The organism is Vulcanithermus mediatlanticus (genome assembly GCF_055385885.1).
On record NZ_AP042385.1, the window covers coordinates 34448 to 57969 of the forward strand.

24 protein-coding genes are annotated in these 23522 nt (G+C 64.4%); 7 read left to right on the forward strand and 17 right to left on the reverse strand.

What is annotated here, in order from left to right; translation table 11 throughout:
* Positions 1-4: 4 nt before the first annotated feature.
* Positions 5-1567 carry a phosphoglycerate dehydrogenase gene (gene serA / locus ACZ5BT_RS01035; RefSeq protein WP_464884785.1) on the reverse strand — a complete coding sequence of 521 codons (1563 nt, stop codon included), beginning with the start codon at positions 1565-1567 and terminating at the stop codon, positions 5-7.
* A gap of 152 nt (positions 1568-1719) precedes the next feature.
* Here serA and ACZ5BT_RS01040 point away from each other — a divergent pair, with 152 nt between their 5' ends.
* From ACZ5BT_RS01040 to ACZ5BT_RS01060, 5 genes are all read left to right on the forward strand, one after another.
* The gene (locus tag ACZ5BT_RS01040) at positions 1720-2562 is read left to right on the forward strand and encodes a DegV family protein (protein ID WP_464884786.1); all 843 of its coding nucleotides are present in this window, start codon (positions 1720-1722) and stop codon (positions 2560-2562) included.
* Positions 2559-3392 (forward strand): DegV family protein, encoded by an 834-nt coding sequence (locus ACZ5BT_RS01045; RefSeq protein WP_464884787.1) that lies wholly within the window; start codon positions 2559-2561, stop codon positions 3390-3392. Before ACZ5BT_RS01040 ends, ACZ5BT_RS01045 begins: the two co-directional genes overlap by 4 nt.
* Positions 3393-3439: 47 nt before the next feature.
* Entirely contained in the window at positions 3440-3910 is a 471-nt protein-coding gene (gene dtd, locus ACZ5BT_RS01050; protein WP_464884788.1) for a D-aminoacyl-tRNA deacylase, read from the forward strand.
* Positions 3907-4761 carry a methylenetetrahydrofolate reductase gene (locus ACZ5BT_RS01055; protein ID WP_464884789.1) on the forward strand — a complete coding sequence of 285 codons (855 nt, stop codon included), beginning with the start codon at positions 3907-3909 and terminating at the stop codon, positions 4759-4761. Before dtd ends, ACZ5BT_RS01055 begins: the two co-directional genes overlap by 4 nt.
* A gap of 148 nt (positions 4762-4909) precedes the next feature.
* Complete coding sequence (locus tag ACZ5BT_RS01060; protein WP_464884790.1) at positions 4910-5716, forward strand: hypothetical protein; 807 nt, start codon at positions 4910-4912, stop codon at positions 5714-5716.
* On the opposite strand, the gene ACZ5BT_RS01065 is transcribed toward ACZ5BT_RS01060, so the two are convergent.
* Positions 5713-5853 carry a hypothetical protein gene (locus tag ACZ5BT_RS01065; protein WP_464884791.1) on the reverse strand — a complete coding sequence of 47 codons (141 nt, stop codon included), beginning with the start codon at positions 5851-5853 and terminating at the stop codon, positions 5713-5715. The genes ACZ5BT_RS01060 and ACZ5BT_RS01065 overlap by 4 nt on opposite strands.
* A 297-nt stretch (positions 5854-6150) precedes the next feature.
* Between ACZ5BT_RS01065 and ACZ5BT_RS01070 the strand changes: the two genes are divergently transcribed.
* Positions 6151-6720, forward strand: coding sequence for a hypothetical protein (locus tag ACZ5BT_RS01070; protein WP_464884792.1), 570 nt, complete (start codon positions 6151-6153; stop codon positions 6718-6720).
* A gap of 7 nt (positions 6721-6727) precedes the next feature.
* Here ACZ5BT_RS01070 and ACZ5BT_RS01075 read toward each other — a convergent pair whose 3' ends face one another.
* Positions 6728-7012: a hypothetical protein gene (locus ACZ5BT_RS01075; protein WP_464884793.1), complete on the reverse strand. Its 285-nt coding sequence runs from the start codon at positions 7010-7012 to the stop codon at positions 6728-6730.
* Between the two features lie 123 nt (positions 7013-7135).
* Here ACZ5BT_RS01075 and ACZ5BT_RS01080 point away from each other — a divergent pair, with 123 nt between their 5' ends.
* A complete protein-coding gene (locus tag ACZ5BT_RS01080) occupies positions 7136-7735 on the forward strand; it encodes a hypothetical protein (RefSeq protein WP_464884794.1) in 600 nt (199 codons plus the stop codon).
* A gap of 129 nt (positions 7736-7864) precedes the next feature.
* Here the strand turns inward: ACZ5BT_RS01080 and ACZ5BT_RS01085 are convergent, their stop codons facing one another.
* From ACZ5BT_RS01085 to ACZ5BT_RS01150, 14 genes are all read right to left on the reverse strand, one after another.
* Positions 7865-8200 (reverse strand): type II toxin-antitoxin system PemK/MazF family toxin, encoded by a 336-nt coding sequence (locus tag ACZ5BT_RS01085; protein WP_464884795.1) that lies wholly within the window; start codon positions 8198-8200, stop codon positions 7865-7867.
* A gap of 9 nt (positions 8201-8209) precedes the next feature.
* The gene (locus ACZ5BT_RS01090) at positions 8210-8458 is read right to left on the reverse strand and encodes a ribbon-helix-helix domain-containing protein (protein WP_464884796.1); all 249 of its coding nucleotides are present in this window, start codon (positions 8456-8458) and stop codon (positions 8210-8212) included.
* Positions 8459-8534: 76 nt separating this feature from the next.
* Positions 8535-9422, reverse strand: a complete 888-nt coding sequence (locus ACZ5BT_RS01095) for a DUF72 domain-containing protein (protein WP_464884797.1) — start codon at positions 9420-9422, stop codon at positions 8535-8537.
* A 22-nt stretch (positions 9423-9444) separates the two neighbouring features.
* Positions 9445-10134, reverse strand: coding sequence for an ankyrin repeat domain-containing protein (locus tag ACZ5BT_RS01100; protein WP_464884798.1), 690 nt, complete (start codon positions 10132-10134; stop codon positions 9445-9447).
* A 190-nt stretch (positions 10135-10324) separates the two neighbouring features.
* Complete coding sequence (locus tag ACZ5BT_RS01105) at positions 10325-11953, reverse strand: thiamine pyrophosphate-dependent enzyme (protein ID WP_464884799.1); 1629 nt, start codon at positions 11951-11953, stop codon at positions 10325-10327.
* Positions 11950-13896 (reverse strand): 2-oxoacid:acceptor oxidoreductase family protein, encoded by a 1947-nt coding sequence (locus ACZ5BT_RS01110; RefSeq protein ID WP_464884800.1) that lies wholly within the window; start codon positions 13894-13896, stop codon positions 11950-11952. The genes ACZ5BT_RS01105 and ACZ5BT_RS01110 overlap by 4 nt, the downstream gene beginning before the upstream one ends.
* A 189-nt stretch (positions 13897-14085) precedes the next feature.
* On the reverse strand, positions 14086-16356 hold the full coding sequence (gene rnr, locus ACZ5BT_RS01115) for a ribonuclease R (protein ID WP_464884801.1): 2271 nt from the start codon (positions 16354-16356) through the stop codon (positions 14086-14088).
* Positions 16357-16382: 26 nt separating this feature from the next.
* Complete coding sequence (locus tag ACZ5BT_RS01120) at positions 16383-17621, reverse strand: aspartate aminotransferase family protein (protein WP_464884802.1); 1239 nt, start codon at positions 17619-17621, stop codon at positions 16383-16385.
* Positions 17622-17669: 48 nt separating this feature from the next.
* Positions 17670-18071, reverse strand: a complete 402-nt coding sequence (locus ACZ5BT_RS01125) for an acyl-CoA thioesterase (protein ID WP_464884803.1) — start codon at positions 18069-18071, stop codon at positions 17670-17672.
* Positions 18068-18358, reverse strand: coding sequence for a 30S ribosome-binding factor RbfA (gene rbfA / locus ACZ5BT_RS01130; RefSeq protein WP_464884804.1), 291 nt, complete (start codon positions 18356-18358; stop codon positions 18068-18070). Before rbfA ends, ACZ5BT_RS01125 begins: the two co-directional genes overlap by 4 nt.
* Before the next feature lie 56 nt (positions 18359-18414).
* Positions 18415-19719: a phosphoglucosamine mutase gene (gene glmM, locus ACZ5BT_RS01135; protein ID WP_464884805.1), complete on the reverse strand. Its 1305-nt coding sequence runs from the start codon at positions 19717-19719 to the stop codon at positions 18415-18417.
* Between the two features lie 38 nt (positions 19720-19757).
* Positions 19758-22265 (reverse strand): DNA polymerase I, encoded by a 2508-nt coding sequence (polA, locus tag ACZ5BT_RS01140; RefSeq protein ID WP_464884806.1) that lies wholly within the window; start codon positions 22263-22265, stop codon positions 19758-19760.
* Complete coding sequence (locus ACZ5BT_RS01145; RefSeq protein WP_464884807.1) at positions 22262-22846, reverse strand: IMPACT family protein; 585 nt, start codon at positions 22844-22846, stop codon at positions 22262-22264. Before ACZ5BT_RS01145 ends, polA begins: the two co-directional genes overlap by 4 nt.
* Positions 22830-23513 carry a hypothetical protein gene (locus ACZ5BT_RS01150; protein WP_464884808.1) on the reverse strand — a complete coding sequence of 228 codons (684 nt, stop codon included), beginning with the start codon at positions 23511-23513 and terminating at the stop codon, positions 22830-22832. The genes ACZ5BT_RS01145 and ACZ5BT_RS01150 overlap by 17 nt, the downstream gene beginning before the upstream one ends.
* Positions 23514-23522 lie beyond the last annotated feature (9 nt).

Genomic DNA, 23522 nt, shown 5'->3' on the forward strand with positions numbered 1-23522 from the left:
TCGCTCACAGTTCGGCGACGTCCACGCGCTCGATCAGCTCCAGCGTCTCGAGGGCCTCGAGCACCTCGCCACCGGGCCGCTCGTCGACATTCAGCACGAAAAGCGCCTTTCCACCCGGGCGGTCGCGGCCGAGCTGCATCCCGGCAATGTTGACCCCGGCTTCTCCAAGCAAGGTCCCCACGCGCCCGACCACCCCGGGGCGGTCGTAGTTGAGGCACACCACCATCGTGCCTTCAAGCACCGCGTCCAGCGGGTAGCCATCCACCTCCACCAGCCGCAGCGTGTTGCCCAGGACCGTTCCCTTCGCCACTCTGGCCTCGGTCTCGGTATGCAGCCGTACCTCGACCAGCTGGGTATATCCGGGACTCTCCGCCTCGCGGTGGGTCCGAAGGCGAATGCCGCGCTCCTTGAGCAAAGGCCGAGCCGCGATCAGGTTCACCCCCTCGGAGAGAACCCGTTCCAGCATCCCCTTGGCCACGGCGGTGGCGATGGGCTCGGGATCGGCCTCGAACTCGCCGTAAAACCCGACCTCCACCGCCTGCACCCGGCCGCGCGTGACCTGGACCAAAAACCGACCCAGAGCCTCCCCGAGGGGCACGAAGCCTTTGAGCGCCTGGAAGGCCTCGGGGTCGAAGCCGGCATTGATGGCGTAAGCGATCTCCCCCTCGAGCGCCGCCAGCACCCGCTCGAGCACCGCCTGGCCGACGCGGTGCTGGGCCTCGAGGGTGTTCGCCCCCAGGTGAGCAGTGTGGACCACCCGCGGGTGTTGAATGAGCGGATGTTCCTTGGCCGGGGGTTCCTGGGCGAAAACGTCGATTCCGGCGGCAAAGAGGTGGCCCTCTTCCAAAACCTCCAAAAGCGCGGCCTCATCGATGATCCCGCCGCGGGCGGCGTTGACGACCACGGCCCCCCTCGGTAGCAGGTAGAGTTCTCTGCGCCCGATCATCCCCCGCGTTTCTTCGGTGAGGGGGGTGTGCACGGTGAGGAACTCGGCCCGGTGGAGCATGTCCTCGAGTTCGTCGTAGAGCACGACCCCGAGGGCCTCGGCGCGGGAGCGGGGGACATAGGGGTCGTAGGCGATGACCCGCATGTCGAAGCCCTTGGCAAACCGCGCCACCTGCCCGCCGATACGCCCTAGGCCCACGATCCCCAGCGTCTTGTCCATGAGCTCCCGGCCGAGGAACTTCCGGTCCCACTCGCCCGCACGCAGTTTGCGATCGGAAAGGGCAAGGCCCCTGGCCGCGGCGATGAGCAGGCCGAAGGCCAGCTCGGCGGCGGAGCGGGTGTTGGCTTCGGGAACGTTGACCACCAAGATACCACGGCGGGATGCGGCCTCGAGGTCAATGTTATCCACTCCCACCCCTCCGCGCCCGATCACCTTCAGCCGCGTCGCCCGCGCCAAGAGCTCGGCGTCGACCTGGGTACGGCTACGGGTGATCAGGGCGTCGTATTCGGCGATGGCCTCGAGGATCTCTTCCCTCGGCATTCCGGGCCGGTAGTCAACCTCGGCTCGGGGGTCGCTGAGCCGGCCGATCCGCATTTCGTCGGTCACTAAAACCTTCCACATTGTGCATAAACCTACCACCACGCCGAATGGGAAACAATAGAAACCCCCAACAACAAGACAGTCAGGTCCCGGCGCAACCGGGAGCAAATACCCTGACGCCGGCCACCGCTTTAGGCTTGCAAACTCCTACGCCGACCCTTAGTGTGAGTTGGATGAACGTCGCGATTGTCACCGACTCCACCTCGGACCTCCCCAAGGGCTGGGCCGAGGCTGAAGGCATCGAGGTTGTCCCTCTATTGGTCAACCTCGCCGGCAAGACTTACCGCGACCGGGTGGACATCACCCCGAATGAAGTCATCGCGGCCATGAAGCAGGGGGCAAAGCCCCCAACCACCAGCCAACCTTCTCCGGAAGCTTTCAAAGAGGTCTACGAAAGGTGCTTGCAACGCGCCGACCACGTTCTTTCGATCCACCTCTCGTCCAAACTCTCAGGCACCGTTCGCTCGGCCGAAATGGCGGCACTCGAGTTTGGTGGCCGGGTCACGATCTTCGATACCACGGCCGCCTCGGCCGGCGTGGGGATGATGGTGATGCGGGCCAAGGAGCTCCTCGACGCTGGGGCGAGGCTGCACGAGGTGGAGATGGAGCTGGAGCGGATCCGCGATGACCACATTGTTCGCTTCACCCTGGACACCCTCGAATTCCTCCACAAAAACGGCCGTATCGGGGGCGCCCAGGCCTTTTTGGGAACACTGCTCCGCATCAAGCCCATCCTCACCATCGAGGGCGGACAGGTTGAGCCGGTCAGCAAGGTCCGCGGGGCCAAAAAAGCCCTGGCGGAGATGGTGGCCTCGCTCGAAAACTGGGCCCGTGGCAAGCGCCAGGTTCGCATCTTCTACATGTACTCGGTCGATTCCGAAGCGCTCGCCCCCCTCAAGATGGCGGTTTCAAAGAGCCCGCTCCCGATTGAGGAGGGCTATACCGGGGAACTCGGCGCCGTCATCAGCAGCCACGCCGGTCCCGGGACCTACGGTTTTTACGCTTACGCACTGTGAAAGTCGCGTTTGCCGCAGACTCCACCATCGGTTTGGACCCCGAGCGCGCCAAGGCGCTTGGCTTCGAGGTGATCCCGGCCAAGGTGATCGTGGATGGGGTGGTCCACCGCGATTACCTGGACATCACCCCCCAGGCGGTGGTCGCTGCCTTCAGGGCGCAAAAGTCGCTCTCGACCAGCCAGCCCAATCCCGAAGAGTTCGCCCGCTTTTACGAGCACCTCCTTTCCCGGCACGACCGGGTGGTCTCCGCCCACGCTTCGTCGAAGCTCTCGGGCATCTACGCTTCCGCGCGCCAGGCCAGCGCCGCCTTTTCGGGGCGGGTGAAGGTGATCGATACCCTGAGCCTCAACGCCGGGCTCCGCCTGGTGCTCGAGGAGGCCCGGCGTCGCCTCGAGGCTGGGCTGGCGTGGGAAGACCTCGAGGCCGCGCTCAGCGCGTATGCCAAGCGGATCCGCGGATTCGTGCTTCCGGCGACCCTGGAAGCGCTGTTGCGAAGCGGGCGGATTTCCGGCCTGGCCGGCTTCGTGGGCCAGCTGCTCAGGATCCTTCCCGTGCTGGCGGTCGAGAAAGGCGAGGTCTTCCCCATCGACCGGGTCCGGGGTTTCAAGCAAGGCCTGAGGCGGATTGCCGAGCTACTGCGGCGCCAAAAGTCGGCCTCGGTGGTACTCGCGCACGCCGAAAACCCCGAAGCCACCGCTGAGCTCGCGGCGATGCTCGGGCCGCTCGGGATCGTGGTTGATCCCACGATCCACGACGCCGGGGCGGCGGTGACTGCCCAGGCCGGCCCCGGCGCGATCGGCGTCTTCATCCGGCCGGGACCGGAGCCTTGAAGCCCGAGGACATCGCGTTTTTTCCAGGGCGCTTATACAATGACGCCATGCGTGTCGTCATCCAGCGCGCCAAGCGGGGCGAAGTCCGCGTCGAGGGCGAGGTGGTCGGACGCATCGACGAGGGCCTGGTGGTGCTCGTCGGCGTGCGCCGCGGCGACATTCCCGAAGACGCGGACTACCTGGCGAAAAAGACCGTGAACCTGCGTATTTTTCCTGACGAGCAGGGCAAGATGAACCGCTCGCTCAAAGACATTGGCGGTGAGGCCCTGGTCGTGAGCCAGTTCACCCTTTATGCCGAAACCCGAAAGGGGAATCGCCCGAGCTTCACCGAGGCGGCCGATCCCGACCTCGGAAAGCGACTCTACGAACACTACGTCGAGCGGCTCCTCGACGAAGGCGTCGAGGTCCAGACCGGCGTTTTTGGGGCCATGATGGAAGTCGACCTCGTCAACGACGGCCCGGTCACCATCATCATCGACTCTCAAGACCGCCAGCGCTCAAGAAGGAAGGCCCGATGACGATCAGGGAGAAGCTGAATCGGAACCACTTCGTCATCACCGCCGAGGTTGACCCACCGCGGGGCGCCGACGCCAGCCGGACGATCCAGGAGGTCCGGGAGATCGCCGAATTCGTCGACGCGGTGAACCTCTCCGACGCCCCCATGGCCAACTTGCGCATGAACCCGTTCATCGTGGCCGTTCTGGTCGAAAAAGCCACCGGGGTCGAGGCCATCCCCCACCTCACCGCCCGCGACCGCAACACCCTGGCGCTTCAGTCCGAACTGCTCGGCGGTTATGCCGCCGGGGTCAAAAACGTGCTGCTGCTCGGCGGCGACCCGCCCGAGCGGGGCGACCACCCCTTCGCCAAGGCGGTCTACGAGGTGGGCGCGGTCGAGCTCGTGAAGCTGGCCCACGGACTCAACCAGGGGAAGAACTGGGCCGGGGGTGACCTCGAGGGATCCACCGATCTCCTCCTCGGCGTGGCCGCGAACCCCGGGGCCAGGGACTTGGCACTGGAGGCGGAAAAGTTCTTCGCCAAGGTCGAGGCCGGGGCCCAGTTCGTCCAGACCCAGCCGGTCTTTTCGCTCGCTGAGGTCGAGCGATTCCTGAACACCCTGGGTGGCAAGAGCCCGATTCCTATCCTCTGGGGCATTCTTCCCCTGGTGAGTGCCAAGATGGCGCGCCGCGTGGCGGCCTGGGCCAACGTGCCGGGGGCGCTCCTCGAGGCCCTCACCTCCGAGGGCAAGGAAGCTGGCTACCGCTGGGCTCGCCAAACACTCCGCGAAATCCAGGCCGCCGGCCTCGCCGGGGTCCACCTCTTCCCCCTCGGGCGCCCGCAACGGGTGAAGATGGTTTTAGACGAACCTTAGCTCTGTTAATGTATTGACATCTGAAAAGAAGGAGTTTTTGCCCGCAAACCCGAAGCGCCCCTCGCCAACCGCCCCGTGCTTCGGGGCTCTTCGCCAGCTTGATGAACGCGCCTCTTATCGCGTAGCTTAGGTGGTTATCATAAACTGGATGCACCTAAGGAATTGGCGTCAGTGGCTGGCCTCGGGGTTTTGGCTGATCTTCTACGGGTTGTTTGGCGCCATCGTGGTAATCGTGCTGGCGGGAGGAGCTGCGCTCGCAGTCTACAACCTGCTCCGAACATGGTTTGGGCTCACTTCAGAGCAGGCCGCTGGTATCGCGATCCCGGTGGCACCATCCCTGATCATGGCACTTTTTACCGTTGCTCTCTGGCGGGCAACCTGGGAGCAGGCGCGGGCCACCCGAGATATGCGAAAGCTTCAGGAAAGGTTGGTACGGGTAGACACCAAGCCGATGCTTGCTCTCGGGGTGGTATACCTTGGCTTTCCCCGCAAAGAAAATCCTTTGATTCTTAGGCTGTTATTTGAGTATTCGAAAAACCTTGGGAAATACGGTGTTCAGGTGAAGCGTGTTGAATTGTGGATCAAGGATGAGAAAGGCCGCAGGTACATCCTCGGCCATACGGAGGAAATTTCTGACGCGGTAAGTTTGACCCCTGGGGAAGCGGTTTGGGCGACCATGTTTGAGCTAGAGCTTCTTAGCGAAAAGAAGGAGGAGATTCTCCGTTTGTTAGATAAGCATATTCAGGGGAGGGGAGATTCCTCTCGAGAGCTGCTGATCTTTCGTTTAGTGGTTATTCATGGTGGGGACCCAGGAAGGCCGACCAACTTGTGTTTTAGGCTTCTGCGCACATGGAAAGGCCAATTCGTATATCCGGCGCTGGGGGAAAGGTGTGACTATAGGGGTGAAGTTATGACTACTGCCTGTTTTGATGAGTTTGCGCAAAAGCGGTTTTAAGGTGCGAACGACGCGTGCGAGAATGGCTCTCTGGCACCACGCTTCCCCCGCGCCTCCTCTGCCTCAAAGGCCACCTGACTCCCGAAGGCGAAGGCCGGCAGCACCTTGAGGTCCCAGGCCTCCGCGAAAGCTTCCACCTCTCCTTCCCCAGGCGCTTCCCCGTTCCCCACCGACTCCCCACCTTTCCCCGATGGCACCCGGGCCCTGGAGCGCGCCAACCGCGAGGCCCTGTGGAGGTTCCATGAAAGCCTGTTCAGATTGTGAGGTCGTAGGACGCAGCAGTTTGGGTCGGTCGTAGAATCAGGTTTTGAAGGAGGAACATGAGGCTTTCAAGGTTATCGCTAGGCATTCTCACGCTCGGCCTGGCTGCTTTTCTTGGGGGGTGTGCCCCGCGGTATCGGTGGGCCGTTGGGATGGAGTTTAATCCAGTGCTGGTGCAGCCCCAGAAGCTCGATGGCAAGCGAGTGGGGGTTCTGGTTGTGACAAACGACTATGGTCAAGAGTTGAAAACGGAGGCCATATTCAAGAAGCACCTTAGCCAGTGCTCAAACCTGCAGGTGATCACCCTGGGGAGTGAGGTGCTTCCTATGCTGTTGGGTGTAAAAGCCAAGGAAAAGCAGGATGAGATTTTGCGTGAGAGATTGGACTATTTGCTTATAGTTGAGCCGAAGGTCGGTGTTAGCAAGGATGAAGTCTATATTCCTCCAACCTACAAGACCAGGGGCAGCTATACTTACAATCCTTATTGGGGAAGCGGGAGCTTCCAAGCCACGACTGTTCAAAGCGGAGGATACGCTATACCCATCCTAAAGCCCTACGGAAGCTTTAGTCTTACATTGACTTCTTTGGTGGGCGATAAGGAAGGTAGCGTGCCAGTCTGGCTGGCCGGGGCGCAGGCTCGAGGTAATGGCTTCGCCAGGGTTGACGACCTTTTCGAGCTCCTTGCTTTCCGTACCGTTCGCAGCTGGTCTGAGTCCGAAATGTGCGAGATGCGCTCGAACTAGGAAAGGCTTAGGAGTTCATCTCGAAGCCCAACTTTTTTAAAAAAGCCCGTGCGCTCATGGTCTGAAAATCTAGCCGGTTTAGAGGCACGTTTTTGGCCCGTGCCACCGCTTCTACCACCTGCTTGGGCGGAAACCTCCGATTCCCTATAAGCACCCAGTGGATGCGAATGGGCTCTGGGCTGAGCGTCTCGACAATACGTTCCACTTCATCTCTGCACGCCACGATTTCTTTTCCAGCGATGGTCACGCGAGCACACGGAACAGAGGCCTCCTTGAGGAAACGCTTTCCCATGCTCTCTCCCCTACACTTACACCGATACCACTTATGGCTGAGTGATACCTGAGGCCCAGCTCTCATGGGCGACCTCTTCCTCTGGATAGTTGTCACCTGTTAACCTATCCCCGGGAGGCGCCCGTGCTGACCGCGATGCTGAAAGCCCCCGGGGACGAACGCTTGGTTGATCTCTTCGACGCCAGGCGCCGCCTGGCCCGGGACTCAGAAAGGCTCGCCCGGGCCAGGGCCCGCCTCTTTTCCCACGCCGGGGCGGGGCGGCTTCGTTGCCGGGCCTGCGAGCGCCCCGTTTTGCCCCGGCTCGGCGAGCTTTACCCCTGGCGCTTCGTCCACGCGGATTCCAGCGAGAAGTGCCCCCTCGAAGCGTCCGCGGCCCGGACCCTCGTCCAGTGGAAGCTCGGCGAGGAGCTCCTCGCCCGCTACAAGAAGCGCCTCGCCCGCCTGGCCTTCGACGAGCCCCTCCCCGGCCCCCAGGGCGAGACGCTCTGGGCCCCGGTCTGTGCCCACCTCGACGGCCTGGAGCGGGTCTACGAGATCTGGGAAGAGGACCGCGAGCCCCAGGAAGACGCCCGCTGGCGCACCCGGCTCCACGAGCGCATGGGGCGGGAGGTGGTCTGGGTGCTCCTTCGCGCCGACCCCCACGGCCCGGTGATCCGCTGGCTCCATGACGCGGCCCGCCCCTACCACATCGCGGTGGTGGAGTATGACTTCGAGCCCGCCTGAGCGCGAGGGCCCCCTGGCGCGCCTCTCCCGGGCCCGCCTTCTCCAGTGCCAGCTCGAAGGCCCTTTTCTTCCCCGGGTGCGGTTTCTCCGCTGCGTTCCGGTGGCCAGTGTTTTCGCACTGGACGAAGCTCAGAGCCCCAAGAGCTCTCTCAAACGCAGGTCGATTTCAGCCATGAGGTCTTCCGGGACGTGACCGATCACCTTGATCAGGCGGCTCTTGCTCACGTGCCTGATGAGCTGGACCTGGGCCTTGCTGTCCCTTTCGGTTCCGGTGCGACGCGCCGGCAGCACCACCTCAACGGGGTACACCCGATTCAGGTTCGAGGTCAAGGGAACAACAACCACTACCGGCGCCAGCGTATTGGCGACGTCATTGGAGACGACGACCGCGGGCCGGACTTTTGCTGCCTCCCCGGCTCGCGCCGGGTTAAAATCCACGAGCACAATGTCACCACGGCGAAACATCGTTACGGCCTAACCCCGATCCATGTAATCGAGGGTTTCTTCAAGACCCGAGTCGATCCACTCGTCGGGACTTTCTTCGTAATCCCTGGCCATCTGACGGAAGCCTTCGGCCATCTCGGCCTCACGCAGCTTTTTAAGCGCCAGGGCAATGACCTCGCTTCGGCTGGAGAGATGGTGCTTTTTGCGGTATTCCTCGGCAAAACGCAGCCACTCGGGTGCGAGGCTGATACTGATTTTGGCGCTCTTGGCGGAACTCACAGCATGATTATACTACCATCGTTCCTACCAGAGGTAGGTATCTCTATGCGTACCGCCCGGTGCGGTTCGCACACTTTTAACCCCCCGCGACCCGCATGAACATCTCCGCCGCCTCCACCCCCTGGGTCCCGTAGTTGTTGTTGAAGATGACGAAGGTCCGCTGCGCCTTCATTCCCCGGGCCACCTCCACCAGCTCCCGGATCTCTTCTTCTGAGTACCAGTAGTTGAAGCGCTCGTAGGCGGCTTTCGTGCGCTTCCACCAGGTCTTTTCGTTCCGCCCGTGGCAGCGAAGGACGGCCGCCTCCGGGTGGGTGACCTCGGGCACGAGCGGCGGCGCCCCCGGCGCCCTTGGCGCGTCCACCGCCACGTGGACGAGCTCCCACGCCCTGAGAAGGTTCCGTACTTCTGGCCAGACACCCTCCCCGTACCACGAGGCGTGGCGGAACTCGACCGCGGGCAGTATCCCGGCGCTCCTGGCCCGGGTGCTGACCTCTTTCAGCTTTTCGAAAGCCTTCTCCGAGGGGCGGAACCAGGGCGGGAACTGGAAGAGCACGTACCCCAGCTTCCCCGCTTCTTGCAAAGGCCAAAGCGCCGAGACGAACCGTTCCCAGAGGACCTCGACCAGCTCGGGGGAAAGCTTTGACTGGGGAAGCCTCCCCCGAAACGCCGGGTCCGGCAGCAGCGGCCGCAGGTCTTTGGGCAGGGCCCGGGCCTCCAGCCCGTGGCCGGTGAAGGCGCTGAGGGCCTTGACGTTGAAGACGAGGCCCTCGGGGGTGCGCTCCGCCCAGAGCCGGGCGTTTTTCTCCGAGGGCAGGGCGTAATAGGTCGAGTCCACCTCGACGGTGGGAAAGCGTTCGGCGTAGTAGCGAAGGCGCTTCTCGGCGTTCCTGGCCACGCCCGGCGGATACCACCCCGCCTCGATCAGGGTGGGGTCGGTCCAGGAGGCGGTGCCGACGAGGATCACGGGCCAAAGGGGAGCGAACTCTTCACCACCGCAGGTCGTTTAGCTGCCAGTAGGCCTTGGTGCCTTTGAGGTCCTTGTTCTCCTGTATCAGGTCCCAGGGGGTGGAACCTTTTATCGTTCGGGCCTTGGGATCTGCACCGAGCTCAAGGAGAGCCATCAATACTTCTGGGTTGCTGTTGTAGCGTGCTGCTAAATGCAGGGGCGTCTGGCCAAACATATCCCGGACCCTGACGTCTGCTCCCAGTTGGACCAGGGTCTTGATAACTTCCGGGTTGCTGTTGTGCCTCGCCGCTAAATGCAGGGGCGTCTGGCCAAACATGTCCCGGACCCCGACATCCGCCCCTCCTTGGACGAGGGTTCGGATGATTTCGGGGTTGCTGTTGAGGTCTGCCGCCCAATGCAGCGGCGACAAACCAGTGTCGTCCCGGATGCCAACATCCGCACCAAGACGCAGGAGCAGCCTCAATACTTCGGGGTCTGAAACAAGGGCCGCGGCGTAATGGAGGGGGGTTAGTCCGATTTCGTTGTGAACGTTAAGATCAGCGCTTTGAAGCGTAACGATCAGCCTTGGGTCCGTTGCCGTGGCCGTCTTCCAAAACTCCGGGGTAAGAAGCGGGCTTTTTTCTCCGGACTGCCCCTGGGCTCCCGCGCTCAGCAAAAGTAGCCCCAGACCAAGGACGAACCAGCGCAAAGCGGCCTTTTTTGGCGTCATGGTGTCTCTAGGATACTCATTCCAGACGGTCATCCAGGGTTCAAATGAATAGCTCCGGCTCCTGGTCCGGGCGCGGCAAAGGCGGCCTTGGAACCATCGTCAAAATCTCTTTTCGGCGACGAGCGCAGCTAACGGCAAAGCTTACCGGGGCGACCGGCCGGTCGCCCCGAAAGCGTGCCATCAGTGCTTATTAGGCCGTCTTTTTCTTCTTATCCAGGATCCCGGCGAGCTCCTGGAGCCGGCGCCAGTTGCGCAGCCGGTCTTCGTTGGCCGCGAGGATGACGTCGTCGGGGTTGCCATCTTTGTCGAAGTGCTTGGCGAACCGGCCTTCGCTGCGGGCGAAGTCGATGAAGGTGACGGGCTCCTTGGTCTTGGGGTCGATGTACCAGTCGTCGTAGATCGCCGGGTTGCCCTTGAGGTCGAGGCGCTCGGAAAGGCGCTCGCCCTTGCGGGGGTCGTAGATGAAGACGGGGAAGGTGCGGGAGAGCACCGCGAGGCGGGCCTGGTGAGAGGCCATGCTGTCACCGACGCCGTGCTCGGGCTGGCAGGTGGTGTAGACGATCACCACCGAGGGCCCCTCGTACTCGTTGGCGGCGAAGATGGCCTTGTAGAAGTGGTTGAAGTGGGCTGCGGTGGTCTGGGCCACGAAGACATCGGGGTGCATCATGAGAATTTCCCCGATCTCTTTGCGCTGCTCGGTCTTGCCCTTCAAGACCTTGCCGAAAGCGCTCATCTTGGTTTCCTGGCCCAGGTAGGTGGCGGTCGAAGCCTGGCCGCCGGTGTTGGAGTAGACCTGGGTGTCGAGCACCAAGACGTTGATGTTCATGCCCGAGGCTAGCATCCGGGAGAGTGCCTGGAAGCCGATATCGAACATGGCGCCGTCGCCGCCGACCACCCAGAGCTTCTTGTCGTGCCAGCCCATCTGGTCCCAGCGCAGGCGGATGCCCATCGCATCGGTGGCGGCGTTCTCAAAGAGGGAGTTGGTCCAGGGCACCAAGAAGGGGTTGTAAGGGTAGGTCGAGGAGTAGACGGTGTTGCAGCCTGTCGCGGCCACGATGCCCCACTCGCGCCCGTAATAAAAGGCGTTGGCCGCCGCCATCATGCGGAGGGCCGTGGCCTCTCCGCACCCCGCGCAGCTCCCGGCACCGCCCACGTAAAGGAGGGTTTTGTCGGTGAGCATGATGTCGATCGGCGTGCGCTCGTTGATGTAGACCGAGGGGGTGTCGGGCAGGGCCTTGAAGAAGTCGAACGCCTCCTTGTATTCGGGCACCGTGCGGTCGCCCTTCTCGATCATGCCCAGGGCGTCGTCGTCACAGACCTCCACGCACTCCGCGCATCCCTTGCACTTGGTGGGGTCGATGAAGATCGAGAACATCCCCGGCTCGTGCCCCTTTTTCTTGGGCAGATCGTAGAACTTCTTGGTCTTGGCGAAATGCGCGCGCATGCGCTCGCGAGTCTCGGGGTCCTCGATCTTCGCAAGTTCGGCCTCGAGGGCACTCTCGGGCACCACCTTGGCCAGGATCGCGGTGTCGGGACACTCGGTGACGCACTCCATGCACCCGGTGCACTTATCGTTGTAGTACTCGGGAATTTCGGGCGCAATGTATGAGAAATCGCGGTAGGCCCCTGTTCCGGGGGCAATCAAACTGCGTGCCAAATCGAGGTCCGCCGGCCATTCGGTATCCGCGCGGCCCTCGTTGTAGGCATCCACGACCTTGGAAAAGCCCTCGTTGTAGGCATCGACATCCACGAGTGCGGGCTCGGGAGTGAACTCGATCTCGAGGTCGAGCTCGCCCGCCTCGATTTTCTGGCCCTTCACGCGACCACCTCCTCCGGTTCCCAAGCGATGACCTCCTCGGGCACCTCAACCAGTTCACGGTACCCTCGCTGAATCGCCGCCATGTTGGCTTCGACCACTTTCTCGCCCCGCTTGCCGAAGTACTTGCGAATGACCTTCTCCACCTCGCGCCACAGATCGGCCTCACCAAGCCTCGCGCGCTCGGCGAAGGGGGCAATCTTCAAGTACGACCCAAGCAATACGATCCCCTGCATGCGCATGACCAGATCCGGCCGCGTAGCCACCTCGCGGGCGATCTTGACGGTATCGATCGCGAAGAGGCGGAGTTTTTTCTCGCGGATGATCTGGCGGGCATACGCGGGCAGGCTGGCCCAGATTTCCTTGGGATCCACGTGCCGCGACTGGAGCCATACCGCCCCGCCCTCCTTGAGACCACCGAAGGGGTTGGTGTATTCGAGCGCCCGGGGGTCGTTGATGGCGATCATCTCCACGTAGCGGAGCTCGGCGCGCACCCGGATCGGCGCCTCGGCCACGGTGAGGTAGTAGTTGGTCGGCAGCCCCTTCTTCTCGGAGCCGTACTTGGGGAAGGCCTGGACGTAGAGGTCGAAGAGATCTGCGGTCACGCTGGCGATGACCTTGTTGGTGGTCACCGAGCCGTAGCCGCCGACGGAGTAGCCGCGCATGCGGAAGGTTCCGGGTTCGACGACGTCGGGATCGCCCTTGGGGGAAAGCGCCAGCGGGTGCTTGATGTTGAGGGCGAAATAGCGGCGCTCGCCACCCTGCTTCAGGTGGTCGAAGACCGCCACCACGTCGGCAGGACGGATGTCGCGCCCGCCGAGGCCCGCGGCGCCGCCGTAGAACCTGGGCGAGCGCTCGATCGCGGGATAGGCGGGGTGCGCATCGAGGGCGTCAGCGAATGCGGCCTTAATCTCGCGCAGCAGGGGGTTGGATTCGGCGAGCGGCTCATCGGTGCGCTCGAGCACGGCGATGGCCTTGAGATGCTTGAGCGCTTCCACGATCCGTACGCCGGGGAAGGGCCGGAAGCTGCGCACTGTGAGGGCACCCACCTTCTCGCCCTGGTCGCGCAGGTAGTCGATCACCGCGGCCACCGTGCCCATCATGCTGCCCATGCCCACGATGGCGTACTCGGCGTCCTCGAGGCGGTACCCCTCGACGAAATCGTAGTGCCGTCCGGTGAGCTGTCCGAAAAGGGCGAAGGCTTCCTCGAGCACTTTGGGAACCCGGGTGTAAAAGGCGCGCTGGGCGATCTTCCCCTTCATGTAGGAATCCTGGTTTTGCACCACGCCGCTCATGATGGCATGATCGGGGTCAAAAAGGCTCCGCAGCCGCTCCTTGGGGTCGCCCACGAAGGCGCGCATGAGTTCGGGCTCGGGAAGACGGAAATTCTCCACGGTGTGGGTGTTCAAAAACCCGTCCTGCACCACCATGAAGGGGGTCTGGCTGGCCTCGGCCGCCCGCCGGGCGATCAGGGCCAGGTCGGCCACCTCCTGGGCGTTGGTGGCGAAAAGGATACCCCAGCCCGCATCAGCCACGGCGTAGACGTCGTCGTGACCGGCGTGGATGTTGAGGGACTGGCTGGTCAGGGCCCGGGCCCCGATGTGAAAGACCGCCGGCAAGCGCTTACCGGAGATGGTAAAGAGCACTTCCTTTTGCAGCACCAGCCCCTGGCTCGCGGTAAACGACGTCACCCGGCCGCCGGCCAGGGCAAACCCCTCGGCGGCGGTGCCCGCCGAGTGCTCGCTCTCGGGCTCGAGGAACGCCAAGGGGTCGCCCCAGAGGTTGGTGCGCCCGTTGGCGACGGCCACCTGATAGCCGTAGCCCATATTGGTGGACGGCGTAATCGGGTAGGCGATACCCGCCTGCGACACGTGGGTCTCAACCCAAACCGCCGCTTCCGACCCGTCCCCCGTGGTGGGGATACCGGGGAACTTCACCTCACTCATTTAACCCTCCTCTCACGCGGCAAAGCGCCGCGCCTTCGCACTTACCCTACACCCAGCACAGGCCCTGGCACGAAAACCGAGTCCAAGGTTTTGCCCGCCTCGAGGATCACCCAAAGATTGGGGCGGATGTCGTATCCTGGCCCGGATCCTTTTTTGGCAGCCAAGGTCCTAACCCGCCTCGACCAGCGCTCAGCGACGGCGCTTCTTGCCGTTCGATTTGCGCTCTTCTTCCCCGCGCCACTCGCCAAAATAAACCCGGTTCACGGTCAAACGCACCGGCCGCTCGGGACGGTCCTTGCCCTCCGGGGGTCCCACCACGCGGCGGCGCTTTTGCGCGCTTTGCTCGCTCTTCTTTTCTTCACCCATGTCCTTCACCTCCTCTGCCGGTGCGAGGTCGATCTGCCTCACGGCGGGGTTTGCCCCCTCGATTCGCACCTTCCATTTGTCGCCCAGCCGGATCTTACGCCCGCTTCGCTGGCCGATAAGGGCCAGTGCCTCGGGCACGAAGACGTAGTCGTCGTCTTTCAGGGCGCTGACGTGGACGAGCCCCTCGACGCCGTTTTCGAGCATCACGAAAGCGCCAAAGGCCTGCACCCCGCTCACGGTGCCGGAAAACACCCGGCCTTTGTGCGCCAGGGCCCAGCGCGCCTGGTGGTACTTCGCCAGGTCGCGCTCGGCGGCCTCGGCCATCCGCTCGCGTTCGGAAACGTGCTTGGCCACCTCGGGCAGGCGCCGCCGCCACGCCGCCAGACGTCCCTCGGAGAGCTGGCCGCGAATGCTGGCCTTGAGCACCCGGTGGACGACGAGATCCGGGTAACGCCGGATCGGGCTCGTGAAGTGGAGGTAGTCGGGAAAGGCCAGACCGAAGTGACCGAGGTTATCTTCGTCGTAGCGGGCGAGCTTGAGCGCCCGCAGGAGCAGGGTCGAGACCACCGGGGCCTCCTTTTTGCCCCGCGCCGCCTCGATGATCTCCTGAAACCCCTTGGGGGTCAGGCTGCTGAGTTCGTAGCCGAGCCGAGAGAGCGCCTGGGCCACCTCGCGAAAGCGGTTTTCCGAAGGGTCCTCGTGCACCCGGTAGAGGGCGGGGAGCCCGCGCTGGGAAAGATCCTTGGCCACCAAACGGTTCGCCAAAAGCATGAGCTCCTCGATGAGCGAGCGGGCTTTGGCCTCCCTTTGGGGCAGGAGCACCACCCGCCCCTCGTCGTCGAGCTCGACCTTGACCTCGGGGAACTCGAAAGCGAGCGAGCCCTGGGCCATACGCCGGGCCCTGAGTCGCTGGGTCAGGGCGAAGAGCTCGCGCAGATCGTCGGCCAGCATCCTGGCCTCGGCGGGGAGATCGCCGCCCTCGAGGAACGCCTCCACCGCCTCGTAGGTGAGCCGGGCCCGCGACCGAATCACCGACTCGGCAAAGCGGTAGCCCTCGACCTCGCCGTCGGGGGTGAGCTCGACGATGACGCTCAAAACCAGCCGGTCCTCGCCGGGAAGGAGTGAACAGACGCCGTTCGAGAGCTGTTCCGGCAGCATGGGGAGCACGAGCCCGGGCAGGTAGACCGACGTTCCCCGGGCCAGGGCCTCCTGGTCGAGCCGAGAGCCCTCCTTGACGTACTCGCCCACGTCGGCGATGTGGACCCCGACCTCGTAGCGACCCTGGCCCAGACGCCGGAGGTGGATGGCGTCGTCGAAGTCCTTGGCGTCCGCCCCGTCGATCGTGAAGACGGGGAGGTCCCGGAAGTCCTCGCGCCCGGCCAGTTTTTCCGCAACCGGCTGGCGCGCCACCCGGGTCGCCTCCTCGAGGACCTCCGGGGGAAAGGCGTCGCGCAGATCGTATTTGAGAACCACCGCCCGCAACTCGGCCTTGGGGTCATCGCCAGGGCCCAGGACCTCGAGGAAGCGAGCGATCGCCTCCTCGCCCCCGGTCTCTTCCGGGTAGATGACCCGGGCCGCGATGCGGCTGCCGGCGGCCACCCCGGAAAGCCCCTCGGGAAGCAACTTCAGGCGTTCTGGCAGCCGCGGGTTTTCCAAGTCAATCCAGGCAAACCCGCGAGAAAAGCGCAGCTCGCCGACCACAACGCCGGTGGCCCGCTCAAGGACACGTTCGATCTCGCCGCTTTCACGACCGTCCCGGCCCACGCCACGCCGGCGTGCCATCACCCGGTCCCCGTGCCAGGCTCCCGCCAAGCGGCCTCGAGGAATGAAGAGATCGTCGCCGCCGGCCTCGGGGGCGACGAACCCGTAGCCATCCTTGGCCACGGACAGCCTGCCCACCACGAGATCGACCGTCTCCGGCAGCCGGTAACGCCCCTTGACGCGCACCAGCTTACCTTCATCGACCAGCTCGCGCAGGGCTTCCTTGACCTCTTCCCGCTCAAGCCCCAGCACCCGCGAGAGCGCTTTCACGTGGTAGGCCTTCGCCTGGAGGCGAACGTGTTCGTAAATCAGTTTTTTGACTTCATGCAACATTTAATATCCAGTCACGAGGCAGGCGTTCACCAAAGGCCCTCGAGCGATTTGGCGGTGGCCTCGAGCGCCGCGGCAAACACCTCGACCGCCTCGTCGATATGCGACTTTTCGACGATCAAGGGGGGCTCCAGCCGGACGACCTTGGGGTCGTTGAGGCCGAAGGCGGTGAGGACGCCGCGGGCCGCCATCTCGCTGATGACCAGAGCGCCGATGTCCGAGTCCACGAACTCGACGCCGACCATCAACCCCCGGCCCCGAACCTCGACGATGAAGCGGGGCCAAGCCTCGGCCAGGTCCCCGAGCTGCTGCAGGAGGTAGTCGCCCATGGCCAGGGCCCGGGCCGGGAGGTCCTCCTCGAGGGTCACCTCGATCGCGGCCAGCGCGGCCGCGGCCGCCAGGGGGTTGCCGCCGAAGGTCGAGGAGTGGATTAGGGGGTTTTGCTTGAAGACCTCGAAGATCTCCGGCCGCCCGATCACCGCCCCGATCGGCATCACACCGCCGCCCAGGGCCTTGGCCGAGGTCATCATATCGGGCACCACGCCCTCCCACTCCGAGGCCCAGAGCTTGCCGGTGCGCCCCATGCCCGTTTGCACCTCGTCGAGGATGAGCAGCACGCCGCGGGCTCGGGTCAGATCGCGCAGCTCGCGCAGGTACCCCTCCGGCGGGATACGCACGCCCCCCTCGCCCTGGATGGGTTCGACGACCACCGCCGCGGTGTCCTCGGTGATCGCCTTCGCCACCGCCGAGGCATCACCAAAGGGGACCACCTTCACCCCCGGCACCAACGGTTCTACCGGGGTCTGGTACTCGGGCTTTGGGGTCAGGGAGAGGGAACCCATGGTCTTGCCGTGGAACCCTCCCTCGGTCACGATCACCTCCGGCTTGCCGGTATAGATGCGGGCCAGCTTGAACGCCGCCTCCACAGCTTCGGTGCCGGAGTTGCCGAAAAAGACCATCGAGAGATCGCCGGGGGTGATCTCGGCCAGCCGGGCCGCGAGCCGGGCCGTCGGCTCGGGGATCATGACCCGGACGCTCATCGGCATCCTGTCGAGCTGTTTCTTGACCGCTTCGACGACCCGGGGGTGCCGGTGTCCGAGGTTCAGGGTTCCGTAAAGGCCGAGGAAGTCCAGGTAACGCCGGCCTGAGGTATCCCACACATAGACGCCCTCGGCGTGATCTTCAACCACGTCGAGTCCGGTAAACCGCAACAAACCTGCCAGACCCGGGTTGATGTGGCGTTCAAAAAGCGCAAATACGTCGTCCATTCGTTCCTCCAGGGGGACACGCCCCTCTGGGCCTTTAGCATAGCACACTCAACTTGCCAGCGCGCGCTGGAGGGTTTCGAAGACCGTTTCCGGCATGCGCATGGCCTTCCCCGAGGGCCCCTGCGCCACGTGAACGGTCTCCCCCACCGCGATCTCGTCGCCATTACGCAAGACGCGGTAGGCGAATGTCACCTGCCGCCGGTTGACCGCCCGCAGGGACACCTCGATCTCGGCCACCTCCCCATAACGCATGGGGCGCCGGTAGCGGAGTTCCAGGCGAACCACGGGGAAAAAGAGACCCATGGCCTCGAGCTCGTGGTACGGCAGACCGAGCGCCTCCAGCAGCACGGTGCGAGCTTCCTCCAACCAGATCACGTAGGCCGAGTGGTGTACAACCCCCATCTGGTCGCTCTCCGCGTAGCGCACGCGGATCGGGTGCCGGAGGGTCACAAAACCTCCTCCTGGCGAAAGTGAAAGGACAGCCGGGGCACCCGGCGCATCGCCATCTGGTGGGCCAGCGCCTCCTGGATGTGGCCGTGGGCCCGGTTCAAAAGCTCGACGGTCTCCTCGCTCCGCTCCAGGGCGCTGATGAGCACCCGGCCCCGGGAAAGATCGCCGGACAGGCGTACCCGCTCCACGCTGACGATGAGAGGCAAGCGGGGATCCTTCATGTCGTGAATGATCTCGGCCAAAACCCGCGCCATGCGGGCCTCGAGGCGCATCTTGGCGCGACTCATCCCCACCTCCCGTGCTGGGTTTCCCTTCCGGACCCAAGCCGGAAGGGACGCCTCGGTTATTCTACCGCTGCCAGCCGGCCAAGCTCGCCCGCCAGCCAGCGGGCCACCTCCGAGACCAAAGCCGCATCGGGGCCTTCCACCATCACCCGGACCAGGGGCTCGGTACCCGACGGACGGACGTTGATCCGGCCCTCGCCAAGGCGGGTCCGGGCCGCTTCCACCAGGGCCTCGAGTTCTGGGTGCCGCATGATGGCGCCTTTGTCGGTGACACGGACGTTTTCGATGAGCTGAGGGTAAAGCGAGAGCTCATCCACCACCTCGGCGAGATCCCGCCCCTGCCGCTTGAGCAGCTGGAAGGTCAGGGCGGCGGTCAAAAGCCCGTCGCCGGTCTGGGCGTGATCGCGGAAGATCACGTGCCCGCTGGGTTCACCGCCCAGGGTCAGGCCTTCGGCGATCATGCGCTCGTAAACATAGCGGTCGCCGACCTTGGTCCGTAAAAGCTCGATCCCCTGCCGGGCCAGGGCCTTTTCCAAACCCAGATTGGTCATCTCGGTGCCCACGACCGCCCGTACCCGATTGGCGAGGGCGTGGAGATAGAGCACGTGATCGCCGGTCACGATGCGCCCGTGCCGGTCGGCGAAGACCGCCCGGTCCCCGTCGCCGTCAAAAGCCACCCCGGCGTCAAAGCCCAGCTCCCGGACCAATCGAGCCATCAGCGAGGGCGCGGTGGCGCCGCACCCGCGGTTGATGTTCTTGCCATCGGGGCTCACGCAGATCGCGAACACCTCGGCCCCCGCCCGCGAAAAGATCCAGGGCGCCAGGGCATGGGTCGCGCCGTTGGCGGCATCGACGAGGATTTTGAGTCCGCTGAGATCGCCCGCCCGTTCGAGCAGATAATCCCGGTAGCGGCGCTGGCTCTCTTCCGAGTGCCAAAGCCGCCCCACCGCCGGAGCGGGCCGACCCCCATCGAGCGCGGCCTCGATTTCGGCCTCGAGGGCATCCGGAATTTTGGTGCCTTCGGGCCCGAAGAACTTCACCCCGTTGTCGGTGTAAGGGTTATGGCTGGCCGAGATCACCGCCCCGGCCAGCGCCCCCAGGGGCCTGATCAGGTAAGCAAGGCCCGGCGTGGGCACGACCCCTACCCGCTCAACATCTACGCCGGCTTCGAGCAGCCCGGCGGTGAGGGCGGCCTCGAGCATCGATCCCGAGGCCCGGGTATCCCGGCCGATCAAGACCTTGCCCCGCCCACCACCGAGGACCCGGCCGGCCGCACGGCCGAGCCGCAACACGAAGTCGGCGTTCATAACCTCGCCGCCGACAACGCCCCGCACCCCATCGGTGCCGAAATAACGTCGTTCCATCCCTCCAAAGCTATCACGCCGACTGGCCAGCCCGGCGTTCACTTGGCAAAAAGCCAGTTCTCCCCGATCCCGACCTCGGCCACCAACGGCACCTCCAGCGGCCAGACCCCTTCCATGGTCTCGCGGACCAGGGCCGCCACCGCCTCGGCCTCTTCCGCCGGGGCCTCGACCACCAGCTCGTCGTGGACCTGCAGCAGGAGCCGGGCACCGAGGGCGCCGAGCTTCGGCTCGAGCTTCACCATCGCCAGTTTGATGAGATCGGCCGCGGTCCCCTGAATCGGCATGTTGATGGCCATGCGCTCGGTGGCCTCCCGAACCCGCCGGTTTTTGGAGTCAAGATCGGGAACGTAGCGGCGCCGGCCGAAGAGGGTGGCAACAAAGCCCTTCTGCCGGGCCTCGCTCAAAAGCCCGTCGAAAAAGGCTCGCACCCGGGGGAAGGAGGCGAAGTACTTGTTGATGAAATCGAGGGCTTCCTCGTAGGCGATGCCGAGCGTTTGCGAAAGGCTGTGGGGCCCCATGCCATAGAGCACGCCGAAGTTCACGGTCTTGGCGATCCGCCGCATCTGGGGGTCGACGTCCTTCCGGCCAAAGATCCAGGATGCGGTGGCGGCGTGTACGTCGCGGCCTTCACGGAAAATCCTCTGCAAATTTTCATCGCCGGAGAGATGGGCCAGCACGCGGAGCTCGATCTGCGAGTAATCCGCCACCACCAGGCGCATCCCGGTCTCGGCGACGAAAGCGCGACGAATACGCCGGCCCCATTCGGTACGGACGGGGATGTTTTGCAAGTTGGGATCGGAGGAGCTCAACCGGCCGGTGGCGGTGCCGGTCTGGTGGAAGCGGGTGTGGACCCTCCCGGTTTGGGGGTGGACGAGGCGCGGCAGGGGATCGACGTAGGTGCCCTTGAGTTTGGAGAGCTCGCGGTACGCCAGGACCAGATCCACCACCGGGTGGGCCTGGCGGAGGGCCTCGAGGACGCTGGCCGAGGTCGAGCGCTTGCCGGTCTTGGCCGTTTTCTTCACCACCGGCAACCCGAGCTCGTCGTAGAGGACAACCTCGAGCTGGTCGCGGGAGTTGAGATTGAAGGGGTGACCCACCAGGCGAAAGATCTGGTCCTCGATCCGCTCCAGTTCGCGGCTGAGTTCCTCGGAGAGCGCGCGGAGATAGGGCACGTCGATCTTGATGCCCCGGTACTCCATGTTGGCGAGCACCCCGGAAAGGGGGCGCTCGAGGTTCTCGTAGAGCCAGAGCAACTCCGGGGTTTCGGCCAAACGGGCCTGCATCGCCTGCCAAAGGCCCAGCGCCGCCAGCGCCCGGCCCCTGGCGTCGTCGCCGAAATCGCCGACGCCGTAGCGGCGCACCGTGGCCGCTGGCTCGCTGTTGGCCGGGTCGTGGAGGTAGGCAAGGAGCATGGGGTCATCGCCAGGCTCGATGGCCAGCCCCTCCCGCTTGGCGTAAACTGCCAGGTCCTTGGCCAAAAGCCCGCGAACGACCGGAAAGCTTCTGAGGGCCGAAGGCTCTTTCGGCCCCTCGGCCACCCGGTCTTCCCAGGCCGCGGCCAGCGCCACCATCGAAGCCCACATCGGCCGGGCATCGGAGAAGACGAAGCCCAAAAAAGCGTCCTTTGGCGGCGGCCACGAGGCCTCCACCGCCGCTTTGGCCTCGAGCAGGCCCAGTTCGCGCAAAATCGAGCCGAACTCGAGGTCCTGTAAGTAGCGGCGGAGCGCGTCGCGGTCCGGCGCCCGACGGTTGCAGGAAGCGAGGTCGATCTCGAGGGGCAGCTCGGTCTCGATCTTCGAGAGCGCCCGCGAGAGCTTGAGGGCCTCGAGGTCCTTTTGGATCTTTTCCCGCACCCCCGGCGGGCGCACCTCGTCGAGATGTCCGAGCAAGCGGTCGAGGTTCGACCAGGTGGCAAGGAGCTTGGCGGCGGTTTTGGGGCCGATCCCCCGAACGCCGGGGATGTTGTCCGAGGGATCGCCGACCAGCGCCCGGAAATCGACCCACTGCTCGGGTGAGACCCCGTATTTTTCCTTGACCACCCGGGGCGTCACCAGCGTCCCGTCGGGGAGCCATACCGACACCCGATCCGAGACCAGCTGATAAAGGTCCCGATCGGTGGATACGATCCGCACCTCATACCCCGACCGCTCGGCTTTTTTGGCCAGACTGCCGATGACATCGTCGGCCTCAAAACCCGGCACCTCCAGCCGCTCAAGCCCCAAGAGATCGACGATCTGCTTGATCCTTTCGAGCTGGGTTTTGAAGTCCTCTGGCGTGGGTGCCCGCTGGGCCTTATAAGCCTCGTAGGCCTCGTGGCGAAACGACGGCCCCGGGGCATCAAAAACCACGATGACGCAGTCGCCATCCTCGCGGAAGAGTTTGAGGAGCGTGCGCAAAAAGCCGTAGATCGCCTGCACCGGCTCGCCTTTGCTGGTCGAGAGTTCACCCAGGGCGAAGTAATTCCGGTAGGCCAGATGATGGCCGTCGACCAGAACGATTCGATCCGGCCGCGATTCGAAGAGATCTCCTTGACCCACGAGCCTCATGCTACCGCCTCGACCACCGCCCGGCCGCGCGTGGCATCGGCCAGGGCTTGAATGAAGGCCTCTTTGGCCTCTTCCGGCACCTCGACCAAGAGCGTCGTCCCCTCGGCGTCGTAGCCGGCCTCGGTCTTTTTGAACCCGGAGTGAGAGAGCAGGTCGTAAACGGGACCCAGGGCCTCAAACGGGACGTGAACCCGCAAGGTCCGCATCCGCACGATGGGCCGTTTATCCACCCGCTGCAGACACTTGGCCGCCACGCCCCCGTAGGCCCGAACCAGCCCCCCGGCCCCGAGCTTCACCCCCCCGAAGTAGCGGGTCACGACGACCATCACCCGGTCGAGCCCCTGCCCTTCGATGGCGCTCAAAATCGGCCGGCCGGCGGTCCCGGCCGGTTCGCCGTCGTCGGAGAAACGATAGTGCTGCCCTACCCGATAGGCCCAGCAGTTGTGGGTGGCGTTGGGATCGCGGACACGCGCCAGGAACGAAAGCGCCTCCTCCACGCTCTCCACCGGCGCGGCGTTACAGAGAAAACGGCTCTTTTTGATGACCTCTTCGAAAGAGGCAGGCTCAGCCAGCGTCAGCATCACGCCCTCCGAAAACACCTCCCGGCGGCGCCTTGGCCTCCTTTCGCGACCGCGCGCACTCGAGGTAGGCCTCGAGGGCCCGGAAGCCAAGAAAAACGAGCAGCACCACCGGGTAGCTCCAAAGCCCCATAGCGCGCTCCAGGCGATCGCCGAAGTCAAATGCAATCAACAACCAGAGGATCGTTTCAAAGTTCGAAATCCAAAGCGGAACCCCGCGTTCGCGGCGGTAAAGGTAACGCGACCAAAACGCGTCGGCGTCGCCCCGAATGGGGGCGCCGGCGCCCGCCAAGACCTCCCAGAGCGCCCGCGGATCTTCGACCGAGAGGGGAAAGGGGATCGCCCGGCCGGAACGCAAACGGATCCGGACACGCCAGCTCTGGCAAAAGTGGCGGCTCACCGGCTGGACCTCAAGGGCCTCCACCTCGGAGAGCCGAACGCTGCGCCCGCCCAGGACGAGGCGCTCGCCGTCGAAGCACCAGCGCGCAGGAATCCGCCGGCCAATGAGGAAGACGAGCGCGCCGGCGGCGGTGACCGAAAATCCGAGCCAAAGCCCCACCAGGGCAAACCCCCAGCCCGAGACCAGAGCCAAAAGCCCAAGCCCCATCAAGGTTCCCCGCAGGGCATCCCGCCCGAGATCGACCTGGCAGCGCGTCTTACGTCCTTTCATCCCTTCCTT